The organism is Xanthomarina sp. F1114 (assembly GCF_026410255.1).
GTDB lineage: Bacteria > Bacteroidota > Bacteroidia > Flavobacteriales > Flavobacteriaceae > Xanthomarina.
In genome coordinates, this window is record NZ_JAPMLL010000002.1 from 260886 (window position 1) to 282745 (window position 21860).

Sequence of the window (21860 nt, forward strand, 5' to 3'; positions counted from 1 at the left end):
AAGAAACAGGAGAACTAACTAGCTCAAGTTTTTGCCCTTTTTAAGCTCTATAACTGTTATTTCTGGCCAGATTCCAACCCTTCCAGGATAACCCAGATAGCCAAAGCCTCTGTTTACATTAATGTACTGTCCCATTTCCTTATAAATTCCTGCCCAATATTTATATCGCCATTTTATAGGACTCCATTTTACCCAACCTGGAATTTCTATGCCAAATTGCATGCCGTGGGTATGACCACTAAGTGTCAATTGATATTTATATTCGTCGTCTATTACCACATCTTCCCAATGCGAAGGATCATGAGTCATTAAAACTTTAAAGTCGTCTTTATCAATATTTTCAGCTGCTTTCTTTAAATCTCCGGCTTTTATAAAGACACCTCTACCCCAGTTTTCAACACCAACTATAGCTAATCGTTGGCCATCTTTTTCTATAAAACGGCTCTCGTTTAGAAGTAAATCGAAACCAATATCTTTTTGAATTTGTTTTAATTCTTCAAAGTTTTGTTCTTTTTCTTCTTCGCTGTCCCAATAAAAATAGTCGCCATAATCATGATTCCCAAGAATGGAATATTTCCCGTCTTTAGCTTTTAATTTGTCAAACACATCCATCCAAGGAATCATTTCTGACGATCTATTATTTACCATATCTCCAGTAAAAAATATCGCGTCAGATTGCTGCTGATTAACTAGATCGACTGCATATTCAATTTTTTCTCTATCGTCAAAACTCCCTGAATGGATATCACTAATCTGTGTAATTCTATAACCATCAAAAGCAGCTGGTAAGTCGTCAAAATGTAACGTGTATGTTAGTACTCTAAAATCGTATTTCCCTTTAAACATGCCATACAATAAAGAAGAAAAAGGAATGGCTGCCAGGCCCAGTGCCATCTGACTTACAAATTTTCTTCGTGAAGGCACATGAAAGTTCTTTTCAGAGGGTGAATATTTATGATATATTCCTGTAAAAAACCGAAGAATATCTTCACCCATTAAAATTGGAATAAGAACCATTCCAAAAGACATAAAAGCCAATAAATATCCAAGAGCTTCATTTTTAGGAGGAGACATAACCCGCCCCTTAGATGCCCCAACAAATTGAAACAAAAAATTTCCTACCACAACGAAACCAATGGCTAGAAAAGCATAATAATACCATTTGTTTTTAGTCAGGGTTTTTATGGCTTGATATCCATAAACCACAAAAAAAATATAAGCTATTATAAAAAGTATCCAACGCAATGTTTCTAAAATTTTAACAAAGATAATTGAATTGGCTCACAGTCATTGACTTAATAAAAACTTTAACCATCTGTTAAGAAAATAAAATGAGTATGTAGCCGTCTATATTCATTTAGAAAAAATAACCGCTATAAGAACAAAATGACATATCGTCTTTTATTTAATATTTAAAATTACCTATATTAGTTTACTAGCTAATTAAACACATATGTCTTTACGCGTACTCTTTATTTTTCTCTCTACTACTGTTATATCATTTAATCTACAAGCACAAACTAAAACAGATGTAATTAATAAGGCCATTGACTCCATTTATAATTCTGTTGAAACCGTCACTCTGGCCGAAGACAAAGTCAAGCTTTTAAACACTCAAGCTGGAGCATATAGATACACAAAAAACTCTCTTAAGCTTGTAAGTAAAGCCATTGATATTTCTAAAGAAGCTAAGAGAAATAAGCTTTTAGCCATGTCTTATTATTCTCTAGGTAATTATTATTTCTATAATACCCGATTAGATTCGGCCATGATTTATTTTGATAAATCCAACGACTTTTTACAAGATATCGATTTGCCTACACTAAAAGCATCCGTTTTAATTAGTAAAAGTGGTATTTACAGAAAAAATGGCAATAGTTCTAAAGCCATTTCAACTTTATTGGAGTCTAAAAAAATATTAGACAAAATAGACACTTTAGCATTAAACCAAGAGCAACGAGAGAAATACAAGGGAAAAAATTTAGTATTAAACAATACACTTGCAAACTATTACAATCAAATGGAGGAATACAGCAAGGCTCTTGTTTATTACGACTTGGCTATTGCATCTGCTCTGCAACTAGGCTCTCAAGTTAATGCTGGTATTATTATGGCTAACAAAGGCGATTTACTTTTAAAAATGGGTGAATTTAAAAAAGCCTTAGACCTTCAAGAGGAAGCAAAAAAGAGTAAAGAAGCTGGGAATGCTCCACAGCGAACCATTATAAATTCTGATTTAAATTTAGGTCATGTACATTTAAAATTAAATCATTATGACAAAGCTTTAACCTATTTAAATAATGCTTATTCCTTTTACGAAAAAGAGAATAACCAACGTAAATTGTATGAGGTTCTGCTTTATAGAGGGAATCTTTATTTAGAGCTAAATAATACTAAACTGGCAGCTCAAGACTGCGAAGCATCAAAACAACTAGCTGTTCAACAGAATGATATAGAGTTTATAACTGAAGCCTGTGAATGCTTATATAAAACCTACAAATCTTCAGGAGCATTTGATTTAGCTTTATTAAACCATGAAGACTATTTAAAAGCTAAAGATTCTGTTTTTAATGCGGCAAATGTTAAAAAGCAAACGCAATTAGAAATGCAATATGAGTTTGATAAAAAAGAAGAATTACAAAAACTCAGCTTAGAAGCAAAAGAAAGAGAGAGTCAGCTTTATTCTTATTTAGCATTTGCAGGACTTTTAATTGCGTCGTCTTTAGGCTTCTTTTTTTATAAGAATCAAAGAAAAAACAAATTGCTAGCCAGACAAAAAGTTTTATTAGAAGCCTCTATCGATGAAAAAAATATTTTACTTAAAGAAACACACCACCGCGTAAAGAATAGCTTTCAAATTGTTTCTAGTCTGCTCTATTTACAGTCAGAAAACATGGAAGATAAAGAGGCAAAAGTAGCTATACAAGAAGCTCAAAACAGAGTTCGCTCTATGGTTCTTATTCATCAAAAACTTTATAATAAAGATCAGTTAGTTGGAATTAATACCGAAGAGTATTTTAACGATTTGGTAAAAGATATTTTTGAGAGTCATCAATTCCAAGAACAAGCTATTAGATACAAGCTGCAGGTGGAACCTATTATTTTAGATGTAGAAACCATTACGCCAATAGGTTTAATTTTAAACGAATTAATTATTAACAGCATAAAACACGCCTTTGAAAAGGTAACAGATAAGAGTCTCTTAACCATTTTATTTACTCAAGAAGACAAAGCATTAGTTTTAAAAGTTATCGATAATGGCAAAGGCTTTAGTGGCGAAGTAAAAGACAGCTCTTTTGGTATTAAACTTATGAAAGCACTCTCTAAAAAACTTCGTGCAGAGATACATTATAAGTCTGAAAAACAAAAAGGAACGGAAGCTACTTTAATTGTTAAAAAATTCAATATTCTTTAGTATTTTAGAACGATAAACGAATTGTATTTTGAAACCATTAAGGATATTTATCGTTGAAGACGAGCCTATAATTGCTATCACCATTGAGACGGCCTTATTAAAACAAGGCTATTTAGTGTGTGGAGAAGCAGATAATGTAGACGATGCTTTAATTTCTATAAAGGAAACCAACCCAGATTTGGTGTTATTAGACATTCAACTTGAAGGAGACAAAGATGGTGTTGCACTTGGTGAAGCATTAGACCTCTTACATATTCCATATTTATATCTCACTTCACAGACAGATCAGCTTACAATTAATCGTGTTAAACAAACCAAACCTCTTGGCTATATTGTAAAACCCTTTACAGAGCACAGTTTAAGAAGTAATATTGAAATTGCCTGGAATAACCACCTTCAAGAAGCGCCTGAATTCTTAAGCTTTTCTTCTAATAACATCATCCAAAAACTAAAGCAATCCGATATTCTATATTTAAAAGCCTTTGATAATTATTGCTATGTGGTAACTGCTCAAAGAGAATATTTAGTTCCTAAAACTCTAAAATTTATATCCGAGCAGCTCAATCCTTCCATTTTCTTTAAAACACATCGTTCTTTTGTTGTAAATACTACCAAAATAGAATCTTTACACAGAAATGCAGTGTTTATTAACAATAATGAAATTCCTGTTAGCCGACATCAAAAAGAAGCTTTAAAGGCTATTTTAGAGGTATAAGAATCCATTTACTAGATAGAAAAAGTCATTCACTAAATAAAAGAGGTCGTTCACTAAATAAATAATTAAACATTGGTGGGTATTAATATATTTACTCAAAATCTACCAAATGAAACCCAACTACAGACCTATTTTCTTAACGTTTTTCTTTGTCTTTTATTTTCAAATATTCGCTTTTGCTGCAAGCAACAAAGTGATGTCCACAGCAAGAAACACATCTAATACAAGTAGTTTAACAACAAAACATATAGACGTTTCTAAAAGCATGTTTGTAGATTTCCAAATATTAGATAAACAAACGTATAACCAGTCTGCTTTAAAGAGAAAAAAGCTAATTAGACGAAAAAATAAAAACTAACTAAACATCAGTTCTATGTATTGTTTTGCAATAATATAACCCGTGTTCAAGAAAAATATATAAAGAAGCTATTAATTAATTTGAGGGAAGAGAAAGGAGAATATAAACTTTAATCAGTTGCGTTCTCCTTTTTTAAAACCATTTAAGAGTTAAATCTACCAGCTTTTGTTTCCAATTATTATACGGAGGGGTCAATAAATCTACAGCACCCAGAGTATGTTGTTTTAAAACAGAGCGCTGATTGGTAAATTCCTGAAACCCGAAGATTCCATGCGATTTTCCTATTCCACTATTGTTAGAGCCTCCAAAAGGCAGGTTATGATTTAAAAATTGTAGTAAATTATGATTTATACAAGTACCTCCTGCTCGTGTATTTTGAAGGACATAATTAATAGTTTTCTTGCTTTTACTGAATATATAAAGCGCCAAGGGTTTTTCTTTAGAATTAACATAGGAAACTGCCTCCTCGATTGTTTCGTAAGTTTTAATAGGTAAAATAGGCCCAAAAATTTCTTCCTGCATCAATTTGGAATCTTCCGGACTATCTAAAACCAAGGTTGGTTCTATAAAATTGTCTGTAGCATTGTAATTTCCTCCAGACACTATACTGCCTTTATTGGTTTTGGTTTCCTCCAAGTGAGACACCAAACGGTCAAAATGTTTTCTATTGACAATTCTACAATAAGAATCTGAAGTTTCAGGATTCTCTGAATAAAACTCCAGAACTTTTGTTTTAAAAAGCTCAATAAACTCCGATTTCAAACTTGATTTCAACAAGACATAATCTGGAGCAATACAGGTTTGCCCGGCATTGGTGAATTTTCCATAAATAATTCTCTTCACTGCTTTTTCCAAGTGCGATCCATCGTCAATGATGGTTGGCGATTTCCCTCCTAATTCTAAAGTTACAGAGGTTAAGTGTTCTGAAGCTGCTTTCATCACAATTTTTCCAACAGCAGGAGATCCTGTAAAGAAGATATGATTAAATGGTAGCTTTAGTAATTCTTGTGAGACCTCAACTTCACCTTCAACCAAGGCTATTTCGTTTTCTTCGAATAGTTCTGCTACTATTTTCGCCATAACTTTTGAGGTGTTTGGCGTCATTTCAGAAGGTTTTAAAATAACTGTATTACCACCTGCAATAGCCGAAACCAAGGGACCAAAAGTTAGATTTATGGGATAATTCCAAGGCGAAATAATCAAACAAACGCCTTTGGGCTCGTTAATAATAAAGGAGCTACTTCCTAATAAAGCTAAAGGCGTTTCTACCTTTTGACGTTCTAACCAGGACTTTAAGTTTTTGGTTACAAATTTAATCTCATCTATTACCGGATAGATTTCTGTAAGGTCTGTTTCGAGATGAGGCTTTTTAAAATCTTTATAAAGCGCCTCTCTAAGTTCCTGTTTGTAGCTAACCTCTAAAGCGTGTTTTAAACGTTTTAGCTTTCCAATCCGCTCCTTATAAGAGGTGTTTCCAACCAGAAACTGATTGGTTTTTTGCTTATTAAATAAAGTTGCGTATTTATTATCGGAGTAATTCATTAATTTATTTTATTTAAAAAAAGTCGATTATAAAGAAAACGTCATTCAGAAAGAGTGCAGCAACTGAAGAATCTTCTAATTATTAGGGATTCTTCGCTTTGCTCTGAATGATAGATTTCAAAAAGTAAAGCAACATTAGTCTGCACTAATTAATTCGCCTCTAGACTCCTGTTCTTTAAACTTTTGAACTAAAGATAAAGCATCCGGAATCACATCGCTACATAAAATAATTAGCGACCCTTTAACAGCATTTTTAACCGCATAAGTAATGGCTTCTTTTTCTGAAGGTATAATAGTTGTTTTCTTATTTGGGTCTCTCATTTTTATTCCATCATTCAAAAGTTTAATGAGTTCTTCTTCGGTTCTTCCTCGCAAGCGTTTGTCTTGACGAATAATAATTTCGTCAAACATATCGGCAGCAATGCTTCCTACTTGATTGGTATCTTCATCTCGTCTATCGCCTACTCCAGCAATAATTCCCACTTTAACTGTAGCCTCTAATTCGTCTGTAAAATTCTTAAGTGCTAACATTCCTGCTGGATTATGTGCATAATCTAAAAGAATGGTAAAGTTTTCAAATTTAAAGAGGTTTAAACGTCCAGGAGTTTGGGAAGCCGAAGGAATAAACGTTTCTAAAGCCGCTTTCATATCTTCAATACTAAAACCTTGAATATTTGCACTTAGAATTGCTGGAAGCACATTCTGGATCATGAATTTTGCTTTTCCTCCATAGGTTAGCGGAATGTTTTCGGCTTTCATGATTCGCATTTTCCATTCGCCACGACAAATGGTGACATAGCCATTTTCATAAACAGCTGTAATACCTCCAATACGTTGTAAAGCTTTTATTCTCGGGTTGTTTTCGTCCATAGAAAACAAGGCCACATTACAATCTACAGCGCGTCTCATATCGTACACTAGGTCGTCGTCGGCATTTAAAATGGCGTATCCGTTAGGTAGAACCGTTTCTGGAATCACGCCTTTTACTTTAGCTAATTGTTCTATGGTATGAATTCCTTTTAGGCCTAAATGGTCTGCAGCCACATTGGTAACAATTCCAATATCACATTTCTTAAATCCAAGACCAGCTCTAAGCAGTCCGCCTCTAGCGCTTTCAAGCACGGCAAAATTTACGGTTGGATCTTTTAGTACAAATTCTGCACTTGCAGGCCCCGTACAATCGCCCGTCATTAATAATCTATTTTGAATATAAACTCCATCGCTGGTTGTATAGCCTACGCGATACCCATTCATTTTTGCCATATGGGCAATTAATCTTGTAGTTGTAGTTTTTCCATTAGTACCTGTTACAGCAATAATAGGAATACGTCCTGTATCTCCCTTAGGGAATAATTTATCAATTACATGTCCAGCTACATTTCTAGGCAAACCATGTGTTGGCGCTAAGTGCATTCTAAATCCTGGACCCGCATTAACCTCTAATACGGCTCCACCAGTTTCTGATAAGGGCTTAGAAATATCTGAAGTTGCTATATCAATTCCACAAATATCTAAATCGATAATTTTTGAAATGCGTTCTACCATGGAAATATTTGAAGGGTGAACAATATCTGTAACATCCTCGGCCGTTCCACCTGTACTCAAGTTTGCTGTATCTTTTAGAATAAGCATCTCTTCGTTAGGAATTACGGAGTCTAAGCTATAACCCGCATCTTTAATTATAGTTTCTGTAAGCGCGTTGACTGTAATCTGGGTCAGCACGTTTTCATGTCCGTATCCGCGCCGTGGGTCTTTATTTACTTCGTCTATTAACTCTTGAACGGTCGATTTCCCATCTCCAATAACGTGAGCTGGAGTTCGTTTTGCAGCAGCAACTAATCTGTTATTGATAACCAACAAACGATAATCGTCTCCTTCAATAAATTTTTCTATAATAATAGCACCACTTCTGGAGCTTTCTTTAGCATGATGGAAGGCTTTTAAAGCCTCATCATAATTTTTAATATCTACTGTTATGCCTCTCCCGTGATTGCCGTCGATAGGTTTAACTACTAATGGAAAACCCACATATTTACACGCGTCTTCCAGACTGCGTTCTCGGCGAATAATATCGCCTCTTGGCACTTCCACCTCAGCTTGTTCTAATAGGTATTTAGTATCTTCTTTATCGCAGGCTAATTCTACCCCAATACTACTTGTTTCGCTTGTAACTGTAGCTTGAATACGTTTTTGATTGGCGCCATACCCTAACTGGCAAAGCGAGTATTTATTTAAACGAATCCAAGGAATTCCACGGGACTCTGCTTCTTCCACAATAGAACCAGTACTTGGTCCTAAGCGAGAATCTTCACGAAGTTCGCGCATGTGCTGAATATCTTCCGTCATGTCATAAGGTTCACCTGCAATTAATGCTTCACAGATTTTGACAGAGATTTCAGCCGCATAACGGCCAACAGATTCTTCCATATAAGCAAAAACCACGTTATATACGCCTTCTTCGCCATAACCACGTGTTCTTCCGAAGCCAACATCCATACCGGCAAGCGTTTGAACTTCGAGTGCAATATGTTCAATAATATGCCCCATCCAAGTACCTTCTTCTACACGTTGGAAGAATCCACCTGCTTCTCCAACAGAGCAACGGTGTTCATACATGGTAGGAAACATGGTTTTTAATCTATCATAAAACCCATCTATTTTATTAGATGGTAATTCTTCCATCTCTTCAAGGTCGAGAACCATGACAATTAACTTATGACGTCTAATTGACCAATAATTTGGCCCTCTCATTGCATTTATTTCTCTTATTTTCATAAATTATTAGGGTTTTGATAGTTTAAATTGAATTATCGTAAATATACAGAAATGTTTGGGATATTTTAAAGAGGAACATGTTTTTACGCAGAAACAATTACGCAGAATTATAACTCCTTAAAAATCAACTAAAAGACCATTAGACCTAATCCGTTTTTTTTGAAAACAATTACAAGCTCAGAAGGATTAAACAAGGAGTATCTCTTGTTTTACATAGATTCCTAAAATGCTTCTGTATTTGAATTCTAAAAATTAGAGATGCTATTTTATTGCTTCTTATTCTAAAAGTTCCTCAGAAGTTTTAGTTGAGTTCATTAAGCATCAGAAACTTTTATTTTTATATTTTGGATAATGCTTTTAAGTCTTTCAATTTTTAAACAAGCATAAAAGTTAGCAATAAAATTGGTAATTTGACTTTTTTAAACAAATAAGTTTATTTTTGCAATTCAAAAAATTAATAAGACCCCATGAGTCAATCAGAAATAAAAGGAACACTTATTCCTATTGGAGGAAATGAAGATAAAGGAAAAAACGAAAGTGAAAAACACACACTTGAGTTTATAGATGAAGGAATTTTATATCATGTAAAAGAACAAGCAGGAGGCAAAAACGCCAATATTGTTGTTATTCCTACCGCTTCCAGCATTCCGGTAGAGGTAGGTGAAAACTACCTAACTGCTTTTACTGCTTTAGGGTGTGAGAATGTGACTGTTCTAGATATTAGAAGCCAGGAAGATTCTGAAAAACAAAGTTCTATAAAATTAATTAAGGAAGCAGATTGTATTATGTTTTCTGGGGGTGACCAATCTAAGATTTCAAGAAAGATTGGAGGTACTACCATTCATAAAATTATGCTAGACCGTTACCATAACGAGGTTGGTTTTGTTATTGCTGGTACCAGTGCCGGAGCGATGGCTATGACAGAAGAAATGATTGCTGGAGGAAGTGCTACCGACGCTTTTGTTAAAGGAGCAGTTACTATGTATAAAGGTTTAGGGCTTGTTCCTGAGCTTATTATTGACACACATTTTATACAACGTGGTAGATTTGGCCGTGTCTCTGAAGCGGTAGCAAAATTCCCAAATCTTCTTGGTTTTGGATTAGCTGAAGACACAGGAATGATTATTAAAAACGGAAAATGCCTTGTCATTGGTTCTGGGATGGTTATTATTTTTGATGGCAGTAAAATTACCCATAACAACGAAAAAGTTTTAGATGAAGGGACGCCAATGACTATTGCTAATTTAAGAGTCCATGTACTCTCTAACGGAGACAGATATTCTATTACGGATAGACAAGTGCGTGTTTTGCCAATTGAAGCAGATTTTATCTAGGAGGTTATTACAGGGACATTCTCTTAGATTCGATGAGTTTTTAGGTAGTAATTGAAAATTCTAATTGAAAAGTAAATAAACAAATTCTCTGTCTAGCCCTCCTATAGTCGGGCTAGCCTCTTTTCTTTAATTAAAGGGAGGAGCAGAGTAAAAGAACAACTAAAGGGCTGAAGTGATTGTTTTCTGTTACTAAACAATACACACACTAACACCACTTTTACTTATATATTGAAACCTCTTCTATTCCATTAGAAGACTTACTAGCTCGATACATCCCTTCTGTATTGAATGGCATGGCCATATTTCCTTTGGCATCTACGGCCACTAATCCGCCATCGCCGCCCAGCTCCAGAATGCGTTTATTAATGACTTCGGTTGCAGCGTCTTTTAAGGACATATTTTTATGTTCCATAAGGCAAGCCACATCGTAAGCAACAACGCCACGAATAAAAAACTCGCCACTTCCGGTACACGAAATGGCACAGGTTTTATTATTGGCATAGTTTCCAGCGCCTATCATAGGTGAATCTCCTACTCTGCCCCATTTTTTATTCGTCATACCTCCTGTTGATGTTGCTGCAGCGATATTACCATCTTTATCGCAAGCTACAGCACCAACCGTTCCAAATTTAGAATCTTTCGTTTTAGAATGATCTAGTTGAAAGCTATCTGTATCTTTAATTTCCAACCATTGTTTATGTCTAAATTCGTCGTAAAAATACTCAGGATCTTCTAGTTTATAATTCATTTCCTTAGCAAACTCCATAGCACCATCTCCGGCTAAAAATACATGCTCGCTTTTTTCCATGATATCTTTGGCTAAACTCACTGGATTTTTAATACCTGTAATTAAGGATACCGCACCAGCATTTAAAGTTTTTCCGTCCATAATACTCGCATCCATTTCATGGGTTTCGGTAGCTGTAAACACAGCGCCCTTTCCTGCATTAAACAAATGAGAATCTTCAAGTATTTTAACAGCTGTTTCTACGGCATCGACGGCCGAGCCTCCATTTTCTAAAACTACATACCCATGATCTATTGCCTTTTTTAAGGCTTGTTTATATTGGGTTTCAAGTTCTGGCGTCATCATGCCTTTTACTAAGGTTCCTGCACCACCATGGATGGCTATTGAAAATGTATTCATTCGTCTATTTTTTGAGTTTCAAAGATACGTTATGCATTTGAAAGTAAGCAAATCTCTGTTTTAAAAAGGCAACATCTTCGTTTTATATTCTAAAGTGGCTATCAGCAGCCGCATTACAGAGTCAATAGGGAGTCTAATTATCTTAAAATTTCACGAATAATATAATGCTTTTGCACATGAGTCCGGTTGGTATAATTTGTAAGAAAAAACGCTTGCATCCATACACTATCCATACACTATCTATACACTATCTATGGAGCAGCTATAAAGTTGACTCGTCCTAAAATAACTATACAGGTTAATAAATACATCCTGAAATAATTATACAACTCTTTTCTTTCTTTTATGCTTAAAGGAAAGAACTATAATGCCATTATAGGGAAGCCATGGGAAAGGTACGGGAAAGGTACGGGAAAGCTATGGGAAAGCTGCCGTTGGATTTAAATTCTGGTCTGTATTAAAAACGGGGATACAAATTACTATAAAATCTGAGTGTAAAGCGGGTCTTTTTGAGGATGTATCTGTTAAAAAAAAGTAATAAGTGGGTTTATAAAAAACATATTGGTCTAATAAGTTTTTCGTAGCTTTGAAATCCTTTCAAATTTTATATCATGTCCGATCAAAAACGTCTTTTTCTAGTTGATGCTTATGCCCTAATTTTTCGTGGCTATTACGCTTTTATAAAAAACCCAAGAATTAATTCCAATGGTTTGGATACCTCTGCAATTATGGGGTTTATGAATTCTCTTTTAGATGTTATTAAACGGGAAAGACCGGATTATTTAGCTGTTTGTTTTGACAAAGGGGGCAGTGCCGATCGTGTTGAAATGTTTTCGGAATACAAAGCCAATCGGGATGCAACTCCGGAAGCCATTAAAATTGCTGTACCATATATTCAAGAAATTTTAAAAGCCATGCATATTCCAATCATGGTAAAAGAGGGTTTTGAAGCCGATGATGTTATTGGAACGCTAGCCAAAAAAGCTGAAAAAGAAGGTTATAAAACATTTATGGTAACTCCAGACAAGGATTTTGCGCAATTAGTATCTGACAATATTGTTATGTACAGGCCAAAATCTTTTGGAGGAGGTTATGAGATTTGGGGGATTCCTGAAGTGCAGAAAAAGTTTGAAGTAGAAAGACCAGAGCAAGTTATAGATTATCTAGGCATGATGGGCGATTCTAGTGATAATATTCCAGGTCTTCCGGGTGTTGGAGACAAAACGGCTAAAAAATTTATTAAGGCCTATGGCAGTATGGAGGGTTTGTTAGAAAACACGCATGAGCTGAAAGGGAAAATGAAAGAAAAGGTAGAGGCATCTAAGGAGTTAGGTATGCTTTCTAAAAAATTAGCTACAATTATGCTGGATGTTCCGGTAGATTTTGATGCTGTAGATTTTGAGATGTCTGATCCGGATATTGAAGCGGTTACCAAAATATTCCAAGAATTAGAATTTAGACGTTTAATTGACAATTTTCTAAAAACTTTTGCTTCGGAAGATGCTGGGGGTTCTCATGGATCGACTCCTACTTCAGGTGCTGACAAGCAAACAGCATCTACCCCAAAAGAACAGGCTTCTGCTGGTGCTGGACAGTTTTCTTTATTTGGCGGCGATTCTTCACCTAAAACAACATCAGGGACTGTTTCAGAATTTACCAGAGCAACCCTAGAAAACACGTCGCATTTCTACCAAAGTATTGCCGCAGGAATGGCCACCAAGCTTTTTATACAAAACTTAATGAAGCAGGCTAGTGTCTGTTTTGATACGGAAACCACTAGTTTAAATCCATTGGAAGCTCAATTAGTTGGGATTGCTTTTTCTTGGGAAATTGGGAAGGGATATTATTTACCGTTTCCAGAAGACAAAAATGAAGCACAAGAAATTATAGAGCAATTACGTCCGTTTTTTGAAGCTGAGCACATTGAAAAAGTAGGTCAGAATTTAAAATACGATATAAAAGTTCTTAGAAAATACGATATAAAAGTTGCAGGCAAATTGTTTGACACTATGTTAGCCCATTATCTAATTAATCCAGATATGCGACATAATATGGATGTTTTGGCCGAAACTTATTTGAATTATACACCTATTTCTATTACCGAACTGATTGGCAAAAAAGGGAAAAACCAGCTTTCTATGCGAGATGTTCCTATAGAAAAGCAAACCGAATACGCTGTAGAAGATGCCGATATTACGCTTCAATTAAAAGAACATTTTACCAAAGAGTTAGGTGAAGCCAATACGCAAAAACTTTTTGATGAGATTGAAATTCCGTTGCTTCGTGTATTGGCAGACATGGAATTAGAAGGGATTAATTTAGATACGGAGTTTTTAAACTCGCTTTCGGAAAAATTAGATAGCGATATTCACACTTTAGAAACGCACATCTTTAAAGAAGCTGGCGAAGCGTTTAATATTGCCTCTCCAAAACAATTAGGAGATATTCTCTTTGACAAATTAAAGTTGGTAGATAAGCCTAAAAAGACCAAAACGGGTCAGTATGCAACTTCCGAAGATATTTTATCTAATCTGGCCAAAGACCATGAAATTATTAAACATATTCTAGAATATCGTGGCTTAGCAAAACTAAAAAGTACTTATATAGATGCGCTCCCGTTACAGGTAGAACCTACAACTGGCAGGGTGCACACAGACTATATGCAAACTGTTGCCGCTACCGGGCGTTTAAGTAGTAATAATCCTAATTTACAGAATATTCCTATTAGAACCGAGCGTGGCAGACAGGTTAGAAAAGCCTTTATACCCAGAAATAAAGATTATACCTTATTAGCAGCCGATTATTCTCAAATTGAATTGCGTGTTATTGCTGCATTGAGCGAAGAGGAAACCATGATTGAAGCCTTTAAGAATGGCGAAGACATTCACGCATCTACAGCATCTAAAGTATTTAATGTGCCTTTAAGCGAGGTTACAAGAGAACAACGTAGCAATGCCAAAACGGTGAATTTTGGAATTATTTATGGGGTTTCGGCTTTTGGATTGAGTAATCAAACCGATTTATCCAGATCTGAAGCTAAAGACTTAATTGACACTTATTACGAAACCTATCCAAAACTTAAAAGTTATATTGGAAAGCAGGTAGATTTTGCGCGCGACCATGGTTATGTGCAAACTGTTTTAGGGCGAAGACGCTATTTAAAAGACATTAATTCCAGAAACGCTGTTGTTCGTGGTGCTGCCGAAAGAAATGCTGTAAACGCTCCTATTCAAGGAAGTGCTGCCGATATTATTAAGATTGCCATGATACATATTCACAACAAACTAGAAGCTGGAAATTACAAAACCAAAATGCTTTTACAAGTACATGATGAGTTGGTTTTTGATGTTTATAAAGAGGAATTAGACATTATTAAACCTCTAATTAAGTCTGAAATGGAATCTGCTTTTAAACTAAAAGTTCCTTTAGATGTAGATTTAGATATTGGAGATAACTGGTTGGAAGCACACTAGGCTATTGGAGATTTTAGATTAGCGTATTTTTAATTGATGTCCCACCCGAAGGTAGCTTTATGATGCGGGCTGGTTGGGGATTGATGATTTAAGAAAGTGGACAGAAGAAACTAAAAGAGCTTATTAGAGCTTAAAAGGCTATTAACCAAACAATCTAAAAAAAGTGAACAAGAATTTCTTAAGTTTACAGGAATTAAGGTTTTATAGGAATCTGTTTAGGGAGTTTTAAAGTTTAAAAATCTACAGATATCAACCTAATTGATCGAGTCTGATTGCTTGTTTTTTTCTATTTAATCTAACACGGACTCGACACGGAGTATGTACGGAGTTGCTACGGAGTTAGTCCGGACTAAGATAACAGGCTTTTTTTTTATATATGACAGCCTAATAACTTGTTATTAAAATTTCCACTTTGGTTAAAACATCTGCTTTATTTATTGCTTCAGTTTCGAATTTAATTTCAGTTTCGAGATCAATTTTTAATCTTCCCTTTTTACTCACTCTTATTGTACTCAAATTGGTTAATTTTGAAAATGTATAAATTTAATTTCAAAAGAAATGATTAAACAAGGAGAACTATATTCCAAAGACGGACATATTGCATTTATAATTGGGAAGGAATTCCAAACTGTAGAAGGTGTTTCGCCTTTAGTAGAAGAACAAGCAAAGAAATTTATTGCTTCTGATGATGAAACAGATTATTTAAAATTAGGAGATCGGTTTATTTTCTTTGTAAAAGAGCATACCGATTTAGAAAAACTTCGAGTTGCCGGACACGATCTACGAACAAAATTAGACCAAGCTGCTGAAGATCTATTTATCTCTGGAAAAGGTGCTCAAGCCTTAGCGCTTGCCGAAGGCTTAGCCTTGTCTAACTATCAGTTTTTAAAATATTTTAAAGAAGCAGATAAAAAACGCTATCGGCTAAAAAATATTATCTTATTAGATACTTTCGAAGCTAAAGCAATCAGTAATTTAAACCATACAACAAAAGCCGTTTATTGGTCCAGAGACATGGTAAACGAGCCACTTTCTTATTTAACAGCTGTACAACTTTCGAAAGAAATTAAGGCGTTTGAAGAAGTAGCAAATGTAAGCGTGACCGTTTTTGACAAAGCCAAAATTGAAGCTCTAAATATGGGCGGATTATTAGCTGTAAATTTAGGCTCTATAGATCCGCCAACCTTCACCATTATTGAATACAAACCGAATAAACCAAAGAACAAAAAACCTATTGTTTTAGTTGGGAAAGGGGTTGTTTACGATACTGGGGGCATGAGTATAAAACCAACTGCCGGTTCTATGGATTCTATGAAGAGTGATATGGGTGGTGCTGCATGTATGGCAGGAGCCATCTACGCTGCAGCAATGAACGAATTAGATCTACATATAATTGCATTAATTCCAGCAACCGATAATCGTCCAGGTGGAAACGCCTACGTTCCGGGAGACGTTATAAAAATGTACGATGGGACAACTGTTGAAGTTTTAAATACGGATGCCGAAGGCCGCATGATTTTAGCAGATGCCTTAGCCTATTCCAATGAGCTAGATCCAGAATTAGTTATAGATGCCGCTACATTAACCGGAGCAGCTGTTGCTGCCATTGGGCAAAAGGCTTCTTGTGTTATGGGAAATGCTGAGCAGGACATAATTAACGCTTTAATAAACTCGGGGTATCACGTTCACGAAAGATTGGCTCAAATGCCCTTTTGGGATGATTATGCAGAAGACATTAAATCTTCTATTGCCGACATGAAAAACCTTGGTGGCAAGTATGCCGGAAGTATTACTGCCGGTAAATTCCTGGAGCATTTTGTTAAATCGCCTTATATTCATTTGGATATTGCAGGTCCAGCTTTCTTAGATGCTGTAGATAATTATAAAGGAAAAGGGGGTACTGGCGTAGGGGTAAGATTGTTGAATAACTTCTTGGAGAACTACTAATAAAATTGGCTGAAATAAAACAGTTTGGTTTAAACTTTTAATTGGCAGTAGGCTTTTGGCCAAAGATTATTGGTTTTTTATTTATTACTAGTCACTTTTAGCTTTGTTATTGTTGGTGAGTAAATCCTCGATTTTCATGACCTATAGTTATAGCTCTTAGTAGAGAAAAAACAGTTAGAAGATTAGGAATAGACTAATTTAAGTTTAAAAGAATGTCGGAAAAAGTCGTGACATTCTTTTAAACTAAGTTTTTTAATTATTAGTATGTTCATTTTTTCCATCGATGAAAAAACGAACCAAAAAAATCTAGGCTTACGACAATTTATCTAAATTTATCATTCGACGCCTAAATTTTAGGAACTCGCGTGAAAAATCTTGTTTGACTCAAAATTTCGCCCGCTCAAACAGCCTAAAATTTTACGGCGTTTTACTCATGCTTTAATATTTATTTTGGTATTTGTGAATCTTCGATTTCATTTCAAATTTTACAATAAATCTTCGATAGGCCGAAAAAGGGAATCTTTAAAAAAAATTCTTATAACATTACAGCTTCTGGAAGGTTAAGGTTTATACTATCTATTTTAAACGGAACACAGATTTGTTTAGAACATAAATTTTGCTAGAAAACACAGGTTATCTAGCAAGATTTATGTTTTTTTATATATCGGAATCTCCATTGCGATTTACGTTCTCTTTTTGCACTTTTACTTCGTGTTAAACGACCTATTCCCCTTTTTAATAGTATGGTAAAAAACACTGGAGTAACTGCTTCTTTTGTTGGAATAAAAATGAAACAACAATTTATTTAAGTCGCTAAAAAACAGGTTTTTAATGTCGTTATTTTTTGTATCTTGTTCTAATGAAGCGAACTATAACTTTACTGCCTTTGTTTCATAAAAACAAAGATCAAATTGCGATTCAATTTTTATACAACGATTCTACTAAAGACGTTATAAAAAAGTATCCGGGGGTTTTATGGACTAAAACACATAGAACATTTTATGTATTGCACACCAACGAGGAGCTTCATAATTTATTTAATTATTTAAGAGAAAAGGGGTATTATGTAGATTATAGTGGCTTACACAAAGCGAAACCTAAATCGCTTATTGAAGAAAAAAAGCAGCCTGTAGAGAACAGTAAAGTTGAAATGCATCGCGGCTTACCCAAAACTCACAAAGCATTTTTAAAAGAATATGTCTGGTTTTTAAAAGGGAAGCGTTTAAGCGAGCAAACCATTGCTACTTATGGTTATTTTGTACTGCGATTTTTATATTTATTTAAAGACGATCCATTAAGGGACTGGGATAACCATCACCTCGATTTTTTTATGAGTGCCGTTATGGCTAAAGAAAGATATAGCATTAGCAGCCATAGACAATGCGTTAGTGCTTTTAAATATCTAACCGACTATTGCGATCTTGAAGCTTTTGATGCCAGTGATTATAAGCGTCCAAAAAAAGACAAGAATCTTCCTAATGTTATTTCTAAGGAAGCTGTAATTCGTTTAATTCAGGTAACAAAAAACTTAAAGCATCGCGTCATTATAGGCTTGTTATATTCCAGCGGACTAAGGATAGGCGAATTACTAGATTTAAAACCTACAGACTTAGATATTGAAAGGCTACAAATTCGCATACGAAAGGGCAAGGGACGAAAAGACAGAATAGTTGGTGTAGCGGAAGTATTGAGGCCTATGCTTTTAAATTATATTGCTACTTATCAACCGAGGTATTATTTTATTGAGGGTCGTGATGGCGGGATTTATAGTGCAAGTTCTGTGCGTGCATTTTTAAAGAAATCTTGTAAGTTAGCCCAGATAAGTCCTTCGATATCTCCACATGTTTTGCGTCATAGTTACGCGACACATATGCTTGAGAATGGAGTTGACTTGCGTTATATTCAGAGTTTATTAGGGCATAGTAAGCCTGAGACGACTATGATTTACACCCATGTAGCTCATAGGGATTTAATGGCCATAAGCAATCCTTTGGACACGACTGTTCGGGGCATAAGGTCTTCTGTTAACCACGAGCAAAAAGTTACGATATCCCGCAATGATAACCAATAAAAGTGTATATTAGTGCTCATATAACCAGTTCTCTACAAGCTAAAAGCCACCACCAAAACAGCACATTTATTTTTTCCAAACGCAACAGCCCAAGCTTAAAAAATAAAAGAACTGTTTCTGCCTTTGCGCTGACTAAAACTTATTGACAAACTTGACCTATTTCACGCAAAATAATTATATATTTGCGTGAAATAGGTCAAGTCAAAGTATTTACTAATGGCAAGTTTTGGAAATTTTATAAAGGAAGAACGCGAGAAACGTGAATGGACGCAAATTGAATTCGGAGATAGAATCGGAATCAATTCAAGTGCAATTAGTCGAATTGAAAATGGAAATCAAAAATTTAGCATTACAAAGTTAAAAAAATTGGCTGCCGTTTTAAAAATAGACTTTGAGACTATTAATGATTTATTTTTTGCAGATAAGTTTGCAAAAGAAGCATTTAAATATAAATGTACCGAAAACGTATTTTCAGTTGCCGAAAACACCTCAAAATACATTAGAAACAAAAATACAAAACAAGGCTCATTAGAATTTTAATATGGCAAACGAGAGAATCACAGAAGATATAGTGAGGTCACATTTTAAAACTGACCCACTTTTTAATGTTGTCAAATTAGAAGAACAACGTTCTCGAAGTCGAAGAATTAATGAAATTTTAAAATTCGCTTCGAAATCAGGAAAAGGAAATCCTGGATTCCCTGAATTTATCATCTCTTTTCCATCTCAAAATATAAACTACATTGTCGTTATTGAATGCAAATTCCACGTTTATGAACACGAAAGTCCTAAAAGAGATAAACCAAAACAATTTGCTGTAGATGGTGCTTTGCATTATTCAAATTTTTTATCCAAAGACTTTGATGTAATTTCTTTAGCTATAAGCGGAGAGAACACAAACGAGTTAAAGGTTTCCACATTTCGACAAAGAAGGGGCGATGAAGAAGCTGAAGATTTAGACAAAACATCCTTGCTTGCAATTAATGATTATCTAAAATTATTTGACGATGATTCTTTTGCGGAAAGCCTCAAAAATATTGATATACTGCAAAAAGCGGTTCACTTAAATGACGAATTCCATTCTTATTCTATAACCGAAAATAGCAGATGTACAATTGTCAGTGGTATTTTATTAGCCTTATTGGACGAACCCTTCAAACAGAGTTATCCAACGTACAAAAAAACACCTGAATTAGCGGAAGGTATGCTCGATGCTATTGTAAGGGTATTAAATAGTTTTGATGTAAGGAATAAGCAATCTATCATAAAAGAATTTAATAAAATTCTTAACGAGCCGATTTTCAAGCAAAAGGTTATAAAAAGAAAAAAGGAAGAGAAGGAAACTATTCAAATAGTTAAAGAAGATTTTATAGATTATTTATTCAAAAACGTACATCCATTAATAAAATTAGAAGATGCTGGAGTTGACGTTTTAGGTAAGTTCTATACTGAATTTATTCGCTATGCAGGCAGTTCACAAAAACAAGGTCTTGTATTAACACCAACTCACGTTACCAGCTTGTTTTGTGATTTAGCTAATATATCCGATGACACTGTAATCTATGACCCTTGTTGTGGTTCTGGAAGTTTTCTTATCTCTGCAATGAAAGAAATGCTAAAATTAGCTGATGGCGATTCAGCAAAAAAGAAAACTATAAAATCTTCACAACTTGTTGGCGTAGAAAGAAGACCAGATATGTTTTCCTATGCTTGTACCAATATGATGTTCAGAGGAGATGGAAAATCAAATATATATAATGGAGATTGCTTTAATCACGAAGAAGTAATTAAAGCCAACCATAGTCCAGATGTAGTTTTTTTAAATCCACCTTATGATGTTGGTAATGCTGGTCAAATGGAATTTATTGAACACGGACTTAAAGTAGTTGCAGATAAGAAAGGTATTGTTATCGGTATTGTTCAGGTGAGTTGCGCAATAAAAAATGAGAAAAATCTGATTGCAATCAAGAAAAGATTATTACAAAACCATACATTGAAAGCAGTAATATCTATGCCAAATGAATTGTTTTATCCTGTTGCTGCTAATACTTGTATAATGGTTTGGCAGGCCAATATTCCGAATGATGATAATGAGACGTGGTTTGGATATCTAAAGGACGATGGTTTTGAAAAAAGAAAAAACCGAGGACGTCTTGATTTCAGAAAACGATGGGACTTAATAAAGTCAGAATTTGTAAGAATATATAAGAACCGCAAAGAAATTCCTGGTACATCAATACAAAAATTAGTGTCTGGTAAAGATGAGTGGATTGCAGAAGCATATCTCAAAACAGACTATACATCCCTTACCCAAAACCTTTTCGAAAATAAAATTAAAGATTATATTTCTTTTAAGGTAAAAAGAAATTTTACGCCCGTAGAAATTGAACCATTTGATGAGGTTCCATTCGAGCTTGACATTCTAAAATGGAAAGAATTTCAATATGGTGGAAATGACGGGATTTTCAAGATTTTAAATGGCTATTACAATAGAAAACCAGAACATACAGAAAATGGGAATGTTCCTTTTATTGGTGCAACTGAAAATAATAATGGAGTAACGCAATACTATTCCCTTTTCGATATTGAAAATCACAATAAAGATGAAAGAAGTGCTGACCACGACATTGAAAGGAAAATATTTAAGAAAAATTGTATAACCATTACTAACAATGGTTCTGTAGGTTACGCCTTCTATCAGGATACTGATTTCACTTGTTCTCACGATGTAAACGTAATCTTGTTAAAAAATAAAGAATGGAATCCTTATATAGCAATGTTTATATGCACCATAGTAGAACTTGAACAATATAGATGGGATTTTGGAAGGAAATGGCGTCCGAGTCGAATGCCATTTTCAACTATTAAATTACCAGCTGATAAAGATGGAAATCCATATTGGGAATATATGGAGAAGTATATTAAGACATTGAGATATTCTAAATCACTCTAATTGCCAACGCTACGAGCCATACACATTTACAGTCGCGCCATCCAAGCAACACCCAAACTGTAAAAGAGTATGCCTCTACCAACGCTGAAAACCAATATGAACGCAGAAAGCCAGTAGAGAACAATGTATA

Annotated in this window: 14 protein-coding genes; 9 read left to right on the forward strand and 5 right to left on the reverse strand. The window is 34.7% G+C overall.

Going from position 1 to position 21860, the window contains the following annotated elements:
- Window positions 1-18: 18 nt before the first annotated feature.
- Window positions 19-1245 (reverse strand): metallophosphoesterase, encoded by a 1227-nt coding sequence (locus OS188_RS02515; RefSeq protein WP_267147240.1) that lies wholly within the window; start codon window positions 1243-1245, stop codon window positions 19-21.
- 208 nt (window positions 1246-1453) lie between these two features.
- Here OS188_RS02515 and OS188_RS02520 point away from each other — a divergent pair, with 208 nt between their 5' ends.
- The 3 genes from OS188_RS02520 (at window position 1454) to OS188_RS02530 (ending at window position 4488) form a co-directional block, all read left to right on the forward strand.
- Window positions 1454-3415: a tetratricopeptide repeat-containing sensor histidine kinase gene (locus OS188_RS02520; protein WP_267147241.1), complete on the forward strand. Its 1962-nt coding sequence runs from the start codon at window positions 1454-1456 to the stop codon at window positions 3413-3415.
- A gap of 28 nt (window positions 3416-3443) precedes the next feature.
- Window positions 3444-4130, forward strand: coding sequence for a LytR/AlgR family response regulator transcription factor (locus tag OS188_RS02525; protein WP_267147242.1), 687 nt, complete (start codon window positions 3444-3446; stop codon window positions 4128-4130).
- A gap of 109 nt (window positions 4131-4239) precedes the next feature.
- Window positions 4240-4488 carry a hypothetical protein gene (locus tag OS188_RS02530; RefSeq protein ID WP_267147243.1) on the forward strand — a complete coding sequence of 83 codons (249 nt, stop codon included), beginning with the start codon at window positions 4240-4242 and terminating at the stop codon, window positions 4486-4488.
- A gap of 132 nt (window positions 4489-4620) precedes the next feature.
- Here OS188_RS02530 and OS188_RS02535 read toward each other — a convergent pair whose 3' ends face one another.
- Window positions 4621-6030, reverse strand: a complete 1410-nt coding sequence (locus OS188_RS02535) for an aldehyde dehydrogenase family protein (RefSeq protein ID WP_267147244.1) — start codon at window positions 6028-6030, stop codon at window positions 4621-4623.
- Between the two features lie 135 nt (window positions 6031-6165).
- The gene (gene cphA / locus OS188_RS02540; RefSeq protein WP_267147245.1) at window positions 6166-8805 is read right to left on the reverse strand and encodes a cyanophycin synthetase; all 2640 of its coding nucleotides are present in this window, start codon (window positions 8803-8805) and stop codon (window positions 6166-6168) included.
- Between the two features lie 467 nt (window positions 8806-9272).
- On the opposite strand from cphA, the gene OS188_RS02545 reads away from it, so the two are divergent.
- Complete coding sequence (locus tag OS188_RS02545) at window positions 9273-10139, forward strand: cyanophycinase (RefSeq protein WP_267147246.1); 867 nt, start codon at window positions 9273-9275, stop codon at window positions 10137-10139.
- Between the two features lie 217 nt (window positions 10140-10356).
- On the opposite strand, the gene OS188_RS02550 is transcribed toward OS188_RS02545, so the two are convergent.
- A complete protein-coding gene (locus tag OS188_RS02550; RefSeq protein ID WP_267147247.1) occupies window positions 10357-11286 on the reverse strand; it encodes an isoaspartyl peptidase/L-asparaginase family protein in 930 nt (309 codons plus the stop codon).
- A gap of 611 nt (window positions 11287-11897) precedes the next feature.
- On the opposite strand from OS188_RS02550, the gene polA reads away from it, so the two are divergent.
- Entirely contained in the window at window positions 11898-14759 is a 2862-nt protein-coding gene (gene polA, locus OS188_RS02555) for a DNA polymerase I (RefSeq protein WP_267147248.1), read from the forward strand.
- A 384-nt stretch (window positions 14760-15143) separates the two neighbouring features.
- On the opposite strand, the gene OS188_RS02560 is transcribed toward polA, so the two are convergent.
- Window positions 15144-15275: a hypothetical protein gene (locus tag OS188_RS02560; RefSeq protein ID WP_267147249.1), complete on the reverse strand. Its 132-nt coding sequence runs from the start codon at window positions 15273-15275 to the stop codon at window positions 15144-15146.
- A gap of 42 nt (window positions 15276-15317) precedes the next feature.
- Between OS188_RS02560 and OS188_RS02565 the strand changes: the two genes are divergently transcribed.
- The 4 genes from OS188_RS02565 to OS188_RS02580 all read left to right on the forward strand — a co-directional run bounded on the left by OS188_RS02565 (window position 15318) and on the right by OS188_RS02580 (window position 21730).
- A complete protein-coding gene (locus OS188_RS02565; RefSeq protein ID WP_267147250.1) occupies window positions 15318-16706 on the forward strand; it encodes a leucyl aminopeptidase family protein in 1389 nt (462 codons plus the stop codon).
- A gap of 859 nt (window positions 16707-17565) precedes the next feature.
- Window positions 17566-18777, forward strand: a complete 1212-nt coding sequence (locus tag OS188_RS02570) for a tyrosine-type recombinase/integrase (protein WP_267147251.1) — start codon at window positions 17566-17568, stop codon at window positions 18775-18777.
- Between the two features lie 216 nt (window positions 18778-18993).
- Window positions 18994-19317: a helix-turn-helix domain-containing protein gene (locus tag OS188_RS02575; protein WP_267147252.1), complete on the forward strand. Its 324-nt coding sequence runs from the start codon at window positions 18994-18996 to the stop codon at window positions 19315-19317.
- A gap of 1 nt (window position 19318) precedes the next feature.
- Window positions 19319-21730, forward strand: a complete 2412-nt coding sequence (locus OS188_RS02580; RefSeq protein WP_267147253.1) for an N-6 DNA methylase — start codon at window positions 19319-19321, stop codon at window positions 21728-21730.
- Window positions 21731-21860 lie beyond the last annotated feature (130 nt).